The sequence below is a fragment of the Shewanella sp. HL-SH2 genome (assembly GCF_051164935.1).
In the GTDB taxonomy this organism is placed as follows: domain Bacteria; phylum Pseudomonadota; class Gammaproteobacteria; order Enterobacterales; family Shewanellaceae; genus Shewanella; species Shewanella glacialimarina.
The window spans coordinates 605922-620310 of sequence record NZ_CP195035.1; the positions used below are offsets into that span (position 1 = coordinate 605922).

Sequence of the window (14389 nt, forward strand, 5' to 3'; positions counted from 1 at the left end):
TTAATCAACGGTTTCTGAGGTAAATCTACAACTTTCAGTATGTTGATTAAATTTATCTAAAAAATCGGGATATTGTTTCAAAAAGGTTTTACCAAAATAAACACCTAGTGATCTATCTAGATTGGGCACCACAGCAAAATTACTTACTGGAATGTTGACTCGTTTGGCTGCCGCTTCAAAAAACAAGTTGTTTTCTAAGATCGCACCTATGCGATTTTTTTCAAGTAAGTATATCAACTCATCCAAAGTACTTGCTTGGTGGATAACGTTATAATTGTGTTCTTTTAGCCAGAATGTGGCGTTGGAATGTCTGCGAGCACCAAATTGTGCGTTTGATTTAATCGCGTCTTGATTTAAGGGGATAGCGGTATTTTTGAGTAAGTAAAAGTTCCATTGCTGTGCAATAAAAGTATTTGATAATACCGCAAAACCATCTCTTTCATTGTTGTGAGAGGCTGAAAAAAAACCATCGTACTTGCCTTGTTTCACTTCTAACTGTGCACGCCCCCACGGGAGAAATATTACCTTATAAGGTTGTTGAAGTTTATCCATTACACAGTCTAAGGCTTTTATCGCATAACCATCATTTTTCTGACTAACTTCTATTTGGTAAGGCGCCCACTCCTGGGTGGTAATGGTGATAACTTTGTCAACCACAGCTGCTGCGGCTAATTGGCTTGAAAGTAATAGCAACAATCCAATCAATATTAGGCTTAAGTGAGCCGTTAACATTTTTGATTTTGCATTAAAGCACTTATTTATCAGCCGATTCATTAATTGCCACCCTTTTGTATCACTATTCTTTGCACTTAAGATTAACTTAGACTCGTTGTAAGTCAAAAATATATCAGTGGTAGTTTGTTAATGAGTGGGTGAAGCTTGGCTGAGATAACCTTTCAAGTTGATTTTTATAAACTAATTAGTTAGATGAGTATAACTCTCATAAAAAGTGTTCAATAACTCACAGTTTTATCTATTAGGCACGGCGCTTTATGCAATAGCTTGATTTTGGTCACTAACGGTATTTTCTGCTGTGTTATACCTGCAACAGCTATTTAATATGGTAGGTACTGATAATGTTTTATATACATATGCTGTTGTTACTAATTGTCATTTTTGTTGGTATACGCTATGGCGGAATCGCCTTTGGCTTACTGGGTGGGCTAGGTGTTTCGGTACTGGCTTTTGTATTTGGTATAGCACCGGGTACGCCGCCTGTCAGCGTAATGCTGATTATTTTGGCTGTAGTCGCGGCTTCAGCAACATTAGAGGCCACTGGTGGTTTAAAACTGTTGGTCAAGTTTGCCGAAAAACTATTACGTAAACACCCTGAACACATCGTTTTTTTAGGCCCACTGTGTACCTATTCGTTAACTGTACTTGTTGGTACTGGTCATTCGGTTTATCCACTTCTGCCCGTTATTTATGATGTTTCATACAAGAAAGGTATCCGACCTGAACGACCATTAGCAATGGCCACAGTCGCCTCACAAATGGGCATTACAGCAAGCCCAATAGCCGCCGCAGCGGCAGTGGTATTGGCAACTGCGGTAGATAATCAGCTTGATATTGGCTTAATTGATGTATTGATGGTGACTATTCCTGCGACCTTAATCGGTTTGCTGGTGGCGTGTACTTGGAGCTTAAAGCGGGGTAAAGATTTAGATAAAGATCAAGAGTTTCAGGCACGTTTAAAAGATGATGAGTTTCGTGAGTCATTAATCGATCCTAGTGCTGATAAAGTGCAAACCCCAGCCGCAGAGGCAACAGCAAAGAAAGGTTTAATAGTATTTTTACTGGGTATTTTTGCTGTGATCATGGTGGCTATGTTTAGCAAACAAGTATTACCCAGCGGTGTCAGTATGTCGGTAGCGATTCAGTTTATGATGTTGTCTGTCGGTGCGGTTATCTTATTGGCTACCAATGTATCGCCTAAAAAAGTGGTCACCAGTAATGTATTTACCGCAGGTATGACCGCGGTCATCATTATTTTTGGTATTGCATGGATGAGCGACACCATTATAGAACACCATAAAACCTATTTGGTTAGCGCAGTAAGCGATATTGTCAGTGTGTATCCATGGACATTTGCTATTGCGATGTTTGTGTCATCCATCTTCTTAAAAAGCCAGGCTGCGGTTTTAACTATTATGCTGCCATTAGGTTTTTCATTGGGGATCCCGGCGCCAGTATTAATCGGCGTGCTACCCGCGTGTTATGCTTACTTCTTTTTCCCATTCTACCCAAGTGATTTAGCCGCGATAAGCTTTGACAGAACAGGCACAACTCATATTGGTAAGTATGTACTTAATCACAGCTTTATTATTCCCGGCTTTATTGGCGTGATCACGGCAACCTTGGTTGGTTACTTCCTGTCAATGGCGATAAATTAATCACAATTTATCATCAAGATAATTGATGTGAATGAGTGGCAGCCCCTAGGTTGCCATTTTTACTTGCTAGAGGAGGAAAGTTTTATTTTGAGATTTTTTTAACTGGTGTAAATTATCCTGTTTATTACTTGAACAGTATAATGATAAGTTAATCTTTTTAAACAAAGTTTAGCGTGATTAACAGATATATTTAGGCTTAGAGGTCTATTAAATTGAGAAAGAAATTACTGCTTATTAGCTTGTCGGTATTACTGAGTGCTTGTGCTACTCAGGTGCCAGTGACAGTGGTTAAGCCTCCACCAAAGCCTGTGACTGTAAAGGCTGAGCCAAAATTACCTAAGTGGAGTGAGCCTAATTTATTAGCTTACCATCAGGATTGGGCGGGAACGCCTTATCGATTAGGTGGTATGAGTAAACAAGGTGTTGATTGCTCTGGTTTTGTGTACTTAGCTTATCTTGACATAGTGGGTGAAAAGTTACCTCGCTCTGTCAATGCGCAACGTGTATTAGGTAAAGAAGTCCCACGTGAAGCCTTAGAAGTGGGCGATTTAGTATTTTTTAAAACCGGTAAAAGCGCCCGTCATGTGGGCATTTACATGGGAGATGCCAGGTTTTTACATGCATCAACCAAAAAAGGGGTTAAGATTTCCAGTTTAAATAACGTGTATTGGAAACCGAAATTTTGGTTTGCTAAACGTTTAAAAAGTACTACGTTTGAGCAAAATATGTCTTTAGCCAGGCTGGTCGAACATGTTCAACAGCAAGACCATTTATAATTTGGCAGCAGTTTAACTGCTGGTGCCGTTTATTTGCTTCAACCCTAGGCCTGCTCTGAAGTATTGCTTGGGTTGTTTTCACCGCTTAGCATCGATATATTCATGTTATAAATAGCTGTTTAGGCTAAAACCACGACGTAAACGGACCCGTTATGCCAGACTCCAAGCATTGGACCTTAAAAAGTATTGCCAAAGAATTAGGTGTGTCGAATGCGACGGTATCTAATGCGTTTAATCGTCCAGATCAGTTGTCGGAAAAACGCCGCACAGACATTCTCGCTGCCTGCAACGAGCTAGGATATTTTGGACCTAATAAAGCCGCGCAATCTTTAAGGCGTGGTAAATTTGATACGGTCGCATTGGTGTTGTCGGACAGTATTGAATACATGGTGTCAGATCCTGTGGCCAGTAAGTTTATGAAAGGTGTTGCGGCCGTTTTCGAGCAACATAAAATTAATTTACTGTTGTTTTCTGGTAGCTCTGACAATGTGAATGGCGTCAATGATTTTGTCGATGGCTTTATTTGTTATGGTCGCCCCCGTAACCGTTTATTGGCTGAGCAATTGAAAAAAATCCGTAAAAAAGTGGTAACGGTCGACTTTAATATTCACCGTAGTGCTTCGGTGAGTATCGATAATAAAGCCGGAGCCTATGAAGTGGCTAAGTTGGCGATTCAATCTGAGCAAGATCAGGTCGCAATTCTTGGATTACGCTTGCTTGATACCCATTTAACCTGCCGCGTGTATGATATTCATTCTATGGAAATTGACACGTCTGTAGCGCATCAGCGTTTGCAAGGTTATTTGGATGCCATTGGTGATACAGGGGTTAAGCTTGGTGATGACCGCATTTGGAATATCCCTGAAAGTAATGCCGACTTTGCAACCATAGCTGCCAAAGAAGCGCTTAATTGTGTACCGCGTCCGAATGTATTTTTGTGCATGAGTGATTTAATTGCTTTGAGTTTAATGCGCGAGGCAATCCAACAAGGTTTACGTATCCCACAAGATGTTCGAGTGGTGGGTTTTGATGGTATTGACGAAGGTACTCGGGCGATCCCGCCGCTGACGACTGTGTTCCAGTATTCAGAACAAAAAGGCCGTAAAGCCGCTGAAATGTTTATTGCTGATGCCCATCATGCTGAAGTGTTAGGTTATGAATTGTCACGTGGTGGCAGTTGTTGATGTAATATTGATGACCGGACGATTTCGATACAAATATGTTGATACAAATAAGGCGCCTAATAGGCGCCTTATTTACGTTTGAGCTTAAATTACCCGTCAGATCATTTGCTATGTTTGGCCAATAAATCGGCCAGCACAATGTGGGTCGATTGTTGCGCTGCAACTATGTTGATATGGGTTTCTTTAGTGGCAAAGTTCACGCTTAACTTGGCTGAACTGTCGCCATGCACCCAAGAAAGAGTTAACTGATTAGCCTGATTTGTCATGGTGAACTCACCATTAAAGGCATCGACATTATTGCGAAGAGTGATCAGCTCACATAGCGTTTTAACAACCGGTTTTTGCATCGCAGTTTGAATGTCGCTTACCTGTAGATAAGGGCGGTTAATGTCACGACCTACCTGAGTTTGATTCAGCAATTCCATGGCATTAGGCACAGCCAATAAACCTGTGTAATACACCTGCGGAATACCTGGAGCAAAAAATTGCACGCTTCGAGCGATTAAATAATCAATGTCATTTTGGCCAAGCGCATCGTAGTAGGTGCAATTAACTTGATATAGATCGACATTGCTGGCTGCCGCGCCCGTTGCTTGTAAGCTTTCACCTTTGCTATTGCTGTGGATGCGGTTAACTAGGTTATCAATTTCTGCAGCGGTTAATAAACCTGCTTTATTGCCGACAGGGCCTGCGTCGATAATACCAATACCGTCATGCGTGTCTAATACTGTGACACAGTTGCGTGGTGCAATGGATAGCCAACGGCTTAATGCACTGACATCTTGGCTAAATAGGCTGTGAAGGATCAATGGCGGTAGCGCAAAGTCGTACACCATGTCTACCCGCTTAGCGATATCGAGTTGGGTCATGTAGTGCGAGTGAATTTCGGCAAGGGTCGTCATGCCTAGGCTGTTGGCTTTTTTGGCTAACTCATCGACAAATTCAAATGACTCTTCAATCATAAAGCAGCTCGTGCCCGGCTTTTTAATCGCATAGCCAGCAGCGTCAAGACGAATAAGATCGACTTTGCTTTCATGAAAACGCGTTAGCACCTTGTTTAAATGCGCCTGACCTGCAGCGGTATGCACATTAATATCAATTTGGTTTGAGGTAAAAGTCGTCCAAAACTCGGCTTCTGTCCCGTCGGCAAGTTTATAGGTAGTGAAGCAACTCCCTGGACGTGGACGATAAATTTTAGCTTGGTTTTCTGCGCTCAACCCGTCTGGAAATACGCTCTCTTTAGTTAAAAATAAATCCCAGTAAACAGAACTTTTACCGTTGGCAAGTACGTCTTGAAACTCGGTAGACTCCGCTGACATGTGGTTAACGATTAAGTCGGCCATGATGTCGTATTGCTGGCCAATCTGCTTTACGTCATTCCAATCACCAAGACGTTCATCTACTTTTGCATGGTCTATAGGGTCAAAGCCAGCATCGCTGCCGTCAATTGGATAGTAAAAAGGTAACAGATGTACGCCACCAAAGAGATTATGAAGTTCTGTGTCGAGAACCTGTTTGAGTCCTTTTAAGTCTGAGTGCGCTATACGATCTACGTAAGTGATCAGCTGAACATTATTTTTCATTTTGGTGACTCTTAAAGTAAGTATTTAAAAAAACTTAATCGATTAAGTTGTATATTTAACCAATATGAAACATTATTCAAGGGCTTTGTTTAAATATTGAATTCGTTTTCTGTGGGAGAAGACGAATGTGTCGCCATAAATAGACAGTGTGACCACAAAGAAAACATATAACAATAAGGTGAGAAGTATGGTTAACCATATGAAAGAGCTAGATAATTGCGGTAACTCTAGGATAAGAATACTAACGTATTTAATGTTTTTTATGTTTGCCATGACCTCTGATGCAGTGGGAGTGATTATTCCTGAGTTGATTAACACATTTGACTTATCGATGTCACAAGCGAGCGCATTTCATTACATGCCAATGCTTTTTATTGCATTAAGTGGGCTGTTTTTAGGCTTTCTGGCAGATAAGTTAGGCCGGAAAGTAACGATTTTAATTGGCTTACTGTTGTTTGCGCTGGCCAGTTTTATGTTCGCTTTAGGTGAGTCATTTTATTATTTTCTATGTTTGTTGGCACTAGTGGGTATTGCTATTGGGGTATTCAAAACTGGCGCGCTAGGGTTAATTGGTGATATTTCAACTAACTCAAAACAACATTCAAGTACCATGAATACCGTTGAAGGCTTTTTTGGTGTGGGTGCTATGGTTGGTCCGGCGATTGTCAGTTATTTATTGATAACAGGCGTGTCGTGGAAGTATCTGTATTTTGGTGCTGGGGCGTTTTGTTTAATATTATGTTGGTTAGCTTATAAGGCTGAATACCCGCAACTTAAGCGCTCATCTACTCAAAATATTAATCTCGCCAGTACGTTTAGCATGATGAAAAACCCTTATGCATTAGGCTACTCTTTAGCGATTGGGCTTTATGTTGCTACTGAAGTGGCTATTTATGTTTGGATGCCGACGTTATTACTCAACTATGAAGGCGAGTTGGCATTAATCGCAACGTATGCGTTAACTATCTTTTTCACATTGCGGGCATTGGGACGTTTTCTGGGGGGGTGGATCCTCAATCAATTCAGTTGGCAACAGGTGATGTTTTGGTTCAGTCTGGCAATTAGCTTATGTTATTTAGGCGCTATGGTGTATGGCATTTCGGCTGCGGTTATTTTATTGCCTTTATCAGGTTTGTTTATGTCTATGATGTATCCGACATTAAATTCTAAAGGGATCAGCTGTTTCCCGGTTGATCAACATGGTTCGGTTGCTGGGGTCATTTTATTCTTTACTGCACTTTCTGCTGCATTAGGTCCCTTGTTAATGGGACTGGTAGGCGACATATTTGGTCATGTTAAATACGGGTTTTATTTAGCCACCGGCTTTGCATTTATGTTGTGCATTTTGGCAGCATACAATCTGTTTCGTGACCCCTCAGGGCATTTGTTAACCGCTGACGCTAAATAATCAACAACTACTATTATAAATATTTAATCTATTAAACATCTACTTAGATGTTTTTTAATCCAGTTAACGATAATTGAACATAAATTGTACTTGCAATTTACTATTTAGTTGCTAACTTGTAACTTAATCGATTAAGTAAAAGGTTTAAGTTTAGCGCCTTGATTAGCTATTGAGATAGTTTGGGGCTTAGTTCGATTGATGAATATATTACTGATGTTGTTATGGGGAGATAAGACAACATCAATACACTCTATGTGGGGACATAAAAATGATAAAAAGCACATCTAAAAAATTTGTATTGAGTACGCTAGCTGTGATGGTCAGTTCAAGCTTGTGGGCTGCTGACACTGACACTGTGGAAACTAAAAAAGACGCCATTGGTCTTGAGCGCATTGTGGTAACGGGTGTCGCACGTGGTACACGTGTAATGGACTCGAGCGTGTCAGTGAGCAGTGTGTCACCAGAAGATTTAGCAATTAGCTCACCTCGTTCATCAGCCGAAGCGTTCCGTATTATTCCGGGCATGAAGGTTGAATCGACCGGTGGTGAAGGTAACGCCAACATTGCAGTACGTGGTTTACCCGTTGCCTCTGGTGGAGCTAAATTCTTGCAAATTCAAGAAGATGGTTTACCTATTTTACAGTTTGGTGATATTGCATTTGGTAATGCGGATATTTTCTTACGTATTGATTCTACAACACAAACTATTGAATCAATCCGTGGTGGTTCAGCCTCAACAGCTGCCAGTAACGCACCAGGCGGTATTATTAACGTCATTAGTAAAACGGGCACCAGTGATGCTGGCAGTATTTCGTCTACTGTGGGTCTTGATTACGATACTTTGCGTACTGATTTTGAATATGGCGCAAGCATTAATGACTCAATGCGTTTTCATATTGGTGGCTTTGTGCGTACCGGTGATGGTCCGCGTGATCCTGGTTACACCGCGAACAAGGGTGGCCAAATTAAAGCTAACTTAACCAAAGAATTTGATTCTGGTTATGTGCGTTTGTATGTAAAGCACTTAAATGATAAGAGCATTGGTTATTTGCCGATGCCAATGTATTCAGATGGCAGTTCAATACCTGGATTTGATGCCCAATCTGATACGGTTCATTCGGCTAACATGTTATCAACCCTGCGCTTAGATGCTGACGGCAATATCAGCCGTGGTGATATGCGTGATGGTATGAATCCGATTGTGAATTCAGTTGGACTAGAAGCTTCATTTGATTTAGGCGATGACTGGTTAGTTGAAAACCGTTTCCGCATCTCGGATGTTAGCGGTAATTTTATGTCGTTAATGCCTGCCGAAGTGGCTAACAGCTCGAGTATTGCTGACAGTATTGGTGGCAGCGGATCATCACTGATTTATGCTAATGGTGCCAAAGCGGGTCAAGCATTTGATAGTGATTTAGCTATGCGCGTACATAGTTTTGATGTGACCATGAATGACTTTGGTTCTATCGTCAATGACATGAAATTAACCAAGACGTTTGATGACTCTAATGTCACTTTTGGTTTTTATACGGCCACGCAAAATATCAATATGACTTGGATGTGGAACTCTTATTTGATGGAAGTGCAAGGCGATAATGCGGCACTTTTAGATGTGGTCGGTGCCGATGGCACTGAGTACTCAGATAATGGTTTATACGCTTATGGTGTGCCTTACTGGGGCAATTGTTGTCAACGTAACTATGATTCAGACTACACTATTAAAGCACCGTATATTGCTGCGTCATCTAAGTTCGGCGATTTATCATTAGACGGTAGCGTGCGCTATGACTCTGGCGATGCCAGTGGTTACTATGCGGGTAATGTGCAATCACAAGTGGATATGAACCGTGATGGGGTGATTTCACAGCCTGAGCTAAGTGTGTCGTCAATTGATAATGCTAACCCACAGTTAGTGAATTATGACTGGGGTTACCTGTCATATTCATTAGGTGCTAACTATCAAGTATCTGAAGATTTAGCCGCATTTGGTCGTATCAGTCATGGTGGCCGTGCCAATGCTGACCGTTTATTGTTTGGTAAAGTGAATGCTGATGGTTCAGTTTCTGACGAAGACTCTGTGGATGAAGTAGACCAGTACGAAGTGGGTGTGAAGTATCGTTACGATAGCATGTCGCTATTTGCCACGGCGTTTTACTCTGAAACAGAAGAGCAAAACTTTGAAGCCACTAGCCAAATATTCTTTGACCGTAAATATGAAGCCAAAGGGATTGAGTTAGAAGGTGCTTATTATGTTGGTGATTTCGATTTTCGCGGTAACGTAACTTGGACCGATGCTGAAATTGTTAAAGATGCCCTTAATCCAAGTGTAATTGGCAACACACCTCGTCGCCAAGCTGATTTTATTTACTCGCTAATGGGCCGTTATAACTTTGATAAAGGCTCTGTTGGGGTCAATTTGATTGGTACCACTGAGTCTTATGCTCAAGATAATAATGACCTAAGTTTTGATGGTTATACTCAAGTCAATGCGTTTGCATCTTACCAGTTAACCAATGCGTTATCAGTCGCGCTTAACGTCAATAACTTGTTTGATACTGTGGGTATTACCGAAGCTGAAGAAGGTTCGGTACCCGATAACAATATCATTCGTGCCAGAACCATTAACGGTCGTACAACCAGCGCCACGGTTAAGTACGAGTTTTAATCGTTTATTGTCATAACCTTAGTTGTAATAGTATTAGTTGTATTAGTTGTATTAGTTGTATTAGTTGTATTAGTTGTATTAGTTGTATTAGTTGTATTAGTTGTATTAGTTTTTAGAAATCCCTGTTAACAAGCCCATGCAAATGGGCTTTTTTTTGGACGTTTTATATGAGTACATTATTGAGTTTTGGTGAAGTATTAATTGATTTACTTCCGGTGGGCCATTCTGGTTTGGTTCACGAGCCTATCCCTGGCGGCGCGCCTGCCAATGTCGCTGTGGGTTACGCTAAATTAGGTGGTAAGAGTCTTTTTGCTGGTGGCATTAGTGCTGACGATCATGGCCAGTTGTTAACAAATACACTGGTAGAACAAGGTGTTGATGTTAGTTGTTTAGCATTAATACCAGATGCTGCTACTGCCACAGTGTTAGTTAGTTTGGATGCGCAGGGGGAGCGGTCGTTTAGCTTTAATCGGCAGAACACTGCTGACATGCTATACCGTGAAGCTGATTTTGATGCTATCGACTGGTCAAAAATTGATATTTTTCATCTTTGTTCTAATACCTTTACTGAAAAGGCTATTTTCAATGCCAGTCTTTATGGTGCTAAAAAAGCGCATAAGGAACAAGCATTAGTCAGTTTTGATGTTAATTTACGCTTGTCATTATGGCAAGACACTCGGTTGTTATCAGCCCGTGTGGAGCAATGCTTTCGTTATACTCACGTGCTTAAAATGAGTAAAGAGGAAGCATTGTATTTGGCTCAGGAGCGTGGGGCATCATTTGACGAATATTTAGCATTCTGTATTGAACAAGGGGTGAGGTTAATTTTGGTCACCAATGGCCCAGAGTCCATTTTATGCCACAGCGCTGAATTTTCCTTTGAGTTGCCGGTGCCTAAAATTGTCGCCACAGATACTACAGCCGCCGGAGATAGTTTTGTTGCGGGGTTCTTATATGAACTTGGCAGTGATGAAGGATATTTAGCGCCAGAGCTTTTAGTGCAAAAATTGCTTAATCGAGTGAAGGTTCAAACGGCTGCTGAGTTTGCGATTAAGTGTGGTGCGATAACGTGTGGGAAAAAAGGCGCATTTCCTGCGTTGCCCGTTTGGTCACAAGTGCAATAATGGATCAAGTGGGTGTAGAGTAGCGTTATTAGTCATAAAAAGAGGTCACCCTAAGGTGACCTCTTTTTGGTTATCATTGAATCAATAACGTGGTTAATCTTGGGTTATGCTTGATTCAGCTAATTCGGTTTTATTTTTGCCACGTTTTGTGAGGGCATAATAAAACAGTGGCGTTAAGATAAGGCCAAAAATAGTTACCCCAATCATGCCAGAGAATACCGCAACACCCATAGCTTGACGCATTTCTGAACCTGGTCCGCTTGAAAACACCATAGGTACCACGCCCATAATGAAGGCTATCGAGGTCATTAAAATAGGCCTTAAACGTAAACGGCCCGCTTCAAGTATGGCTTCTAATGCTTCCATGCCCTCATCTTGTAACTCTTTGGCAAACTCAACAATGAGGATGGCATTTTTGGTTGCTAGCCCTACCAGAACAATTAGCCCAATCTGGGTAAAAATATTGTTATCTCCACCGTAGATAAGCACCCCTGTTAATGCCGACAACAGCGTCATGGGAATAATGAGAATGATGGCTAAAGGTAAGCTTAAACTTTCATATTGCGCCGCTAATACCATAAACACTAATAAGATAATTAATGGATAAATATACGCGCCAGCATTACCTGCGAGGATCTGTTGGTAGGTGATCTCAGTCCACTCGTAGGTCATGCCATTAGGTAAGGTTTCCGCTAAAATCTTTTCAATGGCAGCTTGTGCCTCACCGCTACTAAACCCTGGTGCAGCACCGCCATTTAATTCTGCAGTGGTGAAACCGTTATAATGCATAACACGGTCAGGGCCAGATGAATTGGTGACATTAATAAACGATCCAATAGGCACCATTTCACCCTGGTTATTACGTACTTTAAGTTGGGCGATTTGTTCAGGTGTTTGTCTAAACTGCTCATCTGCCTGTACGTTAACTTGATAAGTACGGCCAAATTGGTTGAAGTCGTTGGCGTAAACCGACCCCATGTATCCCTGCAGGGTGGAGAACAATTCGTCTAACGATACTGATTGCTGTTTGGCTTTGGTGCGATCAATATTCACTTCAAGTTGTGGCACATTGACTTGATAACTCGAGAATATTCCCGCTAGCTCAGGCGTTGCCCATGCTTTTTGCATCACTTGCATGGTCACTTTATATAACTCTTCATAACCGTAGTTTGCTCGGTCTTGAATTTGTAATCTAAAGCCACCTATGGTGCCTAAGCCTTGTACTGGCGGTGGCGGAAAAATCGCAATAAATGCCCCGTCAATGGCTGCAAATTTTTGATTTAACGCCGCTGCAATAGCGCCTGCTGATAATGATGGATCGCTGCGGTCATCAAAGCTATCTAATGGGGTAAATACAATCGCGCTGTTAGTACTGTTGGTAAAGCCGTTAATGCTTAAACCTGGAAAGGCGACAGCATGGGCGACACCTGGTTGTGCTAAGGCAATACGCGACATTTCTTTTACCACGGCTTCAGTGCGATCTAACGATGCGGCGTCAGGCAGCTGAGCAAAAGCAATAAGATACTGTTTATCCTGGCCTGGTACATATCCGGTAGGGGTATTAGCAAACTGTAAGCCAGTTAAGCCCACTAAACCAATATATAGAATGCCAACAACAGCACCGAAGCGGATGATTTTTTTAACTAACCAACCGTAACCATTAGACATACGGGCAAACAGGCGATTAAACGGATTGAATAACCAGCCGCCTAATAGCTTATCCATGCCGCGGGTAAGTGCGTCTTTTTTCTCGTGATGCCCTTTTAGCAGTAATGCCGATAGTGCAGGGCTAAGGGTTAACGAGTTAATCGCTGAGATAAAGGTTGAGATAGTAATGGTTAGTGCAAACTGCTTATAAAACTGGCCGGTTAAACCTGACATAAAGGCGGTTGGAATAAATACCGCCGCCAGTACCAATGTGGTAGCAACAATGGGACCGGTCACTTCTTTCATTGCCTTTTGGGTTGCAGCAACGGGCGATAAGCCATCAGAAATATTTCGTTCAACGTTTTCAACCACCACAATCGCATCATCGACCACAATCCCAATCGCCAGCACTAAGCCAAACAATGATAAGGCATTCAGCGAGAAGCCCATTAGGTGCATAAAGGCAAAAGTACCCACAAGCGATACCGGAACCGCCACTAATGGAATAATGGATGCGCGCCAGGTTTGTAAAAATAGCACAACAACAAGTACTACCAGCAACAAGGCTTCAAGTAATGTTTGTACCACGGCTTTAATTGAACCGCGCACGAATACAGTAGGGTCGTAGACGATGTCATATGCTAAGCCGTCTGGGAATGACTTAGACAGTTCTGCCATTTTAAGGCGAACATCATCAGATATTTGAATCGCATTAGATCCAGAAGCTTGAAAAACAGGCAATGCCGCAGCGTCTTGATTGTCTAGCATTGAACGCAATGCATAAGTCGATGCGCCTAATTCAACCCGAGCCACATCTTTTAAGCGGGTGATTTGACCTTGTTCGCCTACCTTAACAATGATTTGTTCAAACTCTTCAACGTTGGCTAAACGGCCCTTAACATTGATAAGTAGCTGGAAATCGCTATCGCCACTGGGCTGCGCGCCTAAACTGCCGGCAGCTGCTTGTTGGTTTTGCTCACGTATAGCGGCCACGACATCATTCGGTGATAAACCAATCGCTGCAACTTTATTAGGGTCTAGCCAGACACGCATGCTGTAGTCGCCCGCGCCAAATACCCGCACAGCGCCTACGCCTTCAATACGCGCGAGCTCATCTTTTACTTTTAACACTGCATAGTTAGACAGATACAACATGTCATAACGATTATCAGGTGAGGTTAAATGCACCACCATAGTTAAGTCAGGTGATGACTTTTCGGTGACAATACCTAACCTTTGCACTGTTTGCGGTAAACGTGGTTTAGCTCGCTCAACTCGGCTTTGCACTTGAGACTGGGCTAAATCAACGTCGCTACCAATGGCAAAGGTAACTGTTAATGTCATACGGCCATCAGATGTGGCTTGAGATGACATGTATAGCATGTTCTCAACACCGTTGATTTCTTGCTCTAGTGGGGAGGCGACTGTTTCAGCGATAACTTTTGGGTTAGCACCGGGATAGCTTGCAGTCACCACTACCGTTGGTGGAACCACTTCAGGGTATTCGGTGATCGGCAATTGCCAAACAGCAAGTGCGCCCGAAATAAAAAATAGCAACGATAAAACCGCGGCAAAAATCGGTCTTTTAATAAAAAATTGCGATAACATT

9 protein-coding genes are annotated in these 14389 nt (G+C 42.0%); 6 read left to right on the forward strand and 3 right to left on the reverse strand.

The window, feature by feature from the left end; all coding sequences use genetic code 11:
* Positions 1 to 774: a substrate-binding periplasmic protein gene (locus tag ACRWP9_RS02520; protein WP_434927717.1), complete on the reverse strand. Its 774-nt coding sequence runs from the start codon at positions 772 to 774 to the stop codon at positions 1 to 3.
* A 302-nt stretch (positions 775 to 1076) separates the two neighbouring features.
* On the opposite strand from ACRWP9_RS02520, the gene ACRWP9_RS02525 reads away from it, so the two are divergent.
* The 3 genes from ACRWP9_RS02525 to ACRWP9_RS02535 all read left to right on the forward strand — a co-directional run bounded on the left by ACRWP9_RS02525 (position 1077) and on the right by ACRWP9_RS02535 (position 4353).
* On the forward strand, positions 1077 to 2393 hold the full coding sequence (locus ACRWP9_RS02525; RefSeq protein WP_434927718.1) for an anaerobic C4-dicarboxylate transporter: 1317 nt from the start codon (positions 1077 to 1079) through the stop codon (positions 2391 to 2393).
* A 212-nt stretch (positions 2394 to 2605) separates the two neighbouring features.
* Positions 2606 to 3169, forward strand: a complete 564-nt coding sequence (locus ACRWP9_RS02530) for a C40 family peptidase (RefSeq protein ID WP_434927719.1) — start codon at positions 2606 to 2608, stop codon at positions 3167 to 3169.
* Between the two features lie 152 nt (positions 3170 to 3321).
* Positions 3322 to 4353, forward strand: a complete 1032-nt coding sequence (locus ACRWP9_RS02535) for a LacI family DNA-binding transcriptional regulator (protein ID WP_124016643.1) — start codon at positions 3322 to 3324, stop codon at positions 4351 to 4353.
* Positions 4354 to 4454: 101 nt separating this feature from the next.
* Here the strand turns inward: ACRWP9_RS02535 and gtfA are convergent, their stop codons facing one another.
* Complete coding sequence (gene gtfA, locus ACRWP9_RS02540; RefSeq protein ID WP_434927720.1) at positions 4455 to 5936, reverse strand: sucrose phosphorylase; 1482 nt, start codon at positions 5934 to 5936, stop codon at positions 4455 to 4457.
* A 187-nt stretch (positions 5937 to 6123) separates the two neighbouring features.
* Between gtfA and ACRWP9_RS02545 the strand changes: the two genes are divergently transcribed.
* The 3 genes from ACRWP9_RS02545 (at position 6124) to ACRWP9_RS02555 (ending at position 11133) form a co-directional block, all read left to right on the forward strand.
* The gene (locus tag ACRWP9_RS02545) at positions 6124 to 7344 is read left to right on the forward strand and encodes an MFS transporter (protein WP_434927721.1); all 1221 of its coding nucleotides are present in this window, start codon (positions 6124 to 6126) and stop codon (positions 7342 to 7344) included.
* Between the two features lie 268 nt (positions 7345 to 7612).
* Positions 7613 to 10009, forward strand: a complete 2397-nt coding sequence (locus tag ACRWP9_RS02550) for a TonB-dependent receptor domain-containing protein (RefSeq protein ID WP_273059531.1) — start codon at positions 7613 to 7615, stop codon at positions 10007 to 10009.
* Positions 10010 to 10176: 167 nt separating this feature from the next.
* Entirely contained in the window at positions 10177 to 11133 is a 957-nt protein-coding gene (locus ACRWP9_RS02555) for a carbohydrate kinase family protein (RefSeq protein WP_434927722.1), read from the forward strand.
* Positions 11134 to 11226: 93 nt separating this feature from the next.
* Here ACRWP9_RS02555 and ACRWP9_RS02560 read toward each other — a convergent pair whose 3' ends face one another.
* The gene (locus ACRWP9_RS02560) at positions 11227 to 14388 is read right to left on the reverse strand and encodes an efflux RND transporter permease subunit (RefSeq protein ID WP_434927723.1); all 3162 of its coding nucleotides are present in this window, start codon (positions 14386 to 14388) and stop codon (positions 11227 to 11229) included.
* Between the last annotated feature and the right edge of the window lies 1 nt (position 14389).

Bases quoted from the DNA above. Each gene is read 5' to 3' on its own strand.
- ACRWP9_RS02520 (WP_434927717.1), bottom strand. From the start codon at position 774: ATGAATCGGCTGATAAATAAGTGCTTTAATGCAAAATCAAAAATGTTA.
- ACRWP9_RS02525 (WP_434927718.1), top strand. From the start codon at position 1,077: ATGTTTTATATACATATGCTGTTGTTACTAATTGTCATTTTTGTTGGT.
- ACRWP9_RS02535 (WP_124016643.1), top strand. From the start codon at position 3,322: ATGCCAGACTCCAAGCATTGGACCTTAAAAAGTATTGCCAAAGAATTA.
- gtfA (WP_434927720.1), bottom strand. From the start codon at position 5,936: ATGAAAAATAATGTTCAGCTGATCACTTACGTAGATCGTATAGCGCAC.
- ACRWP9_RS02545 (WP_434927721.1), top strand. From the start codon at position 6,124: ATGGTTAACCATATGAAAGAGCTAGATAATTGCGGTAACTCTAGGATA.
- ACRWP9_RS02550 (WP_273059531.1), top strand. From the start codon at position 7,613: ATGATAAAAAGCACATCTAAAAAATTTGTATTGAGTACGCTAGCTGTG.
- ACRWP9_RS02555 (WP_434927722.1), top strand. From the start codon at position 10,177: ATGAGTACATTATTGAGTTTTGGTGAAGTATTAATTGATTTACTTCCG.
- ACRWP9_RS02560 (WP_434927723.1), bottom strand. From the start codon at position 14,388: ATGTTATCGCAATTTTTTATTAAAAGACCGATTTTTGCCGCGGTTTTA.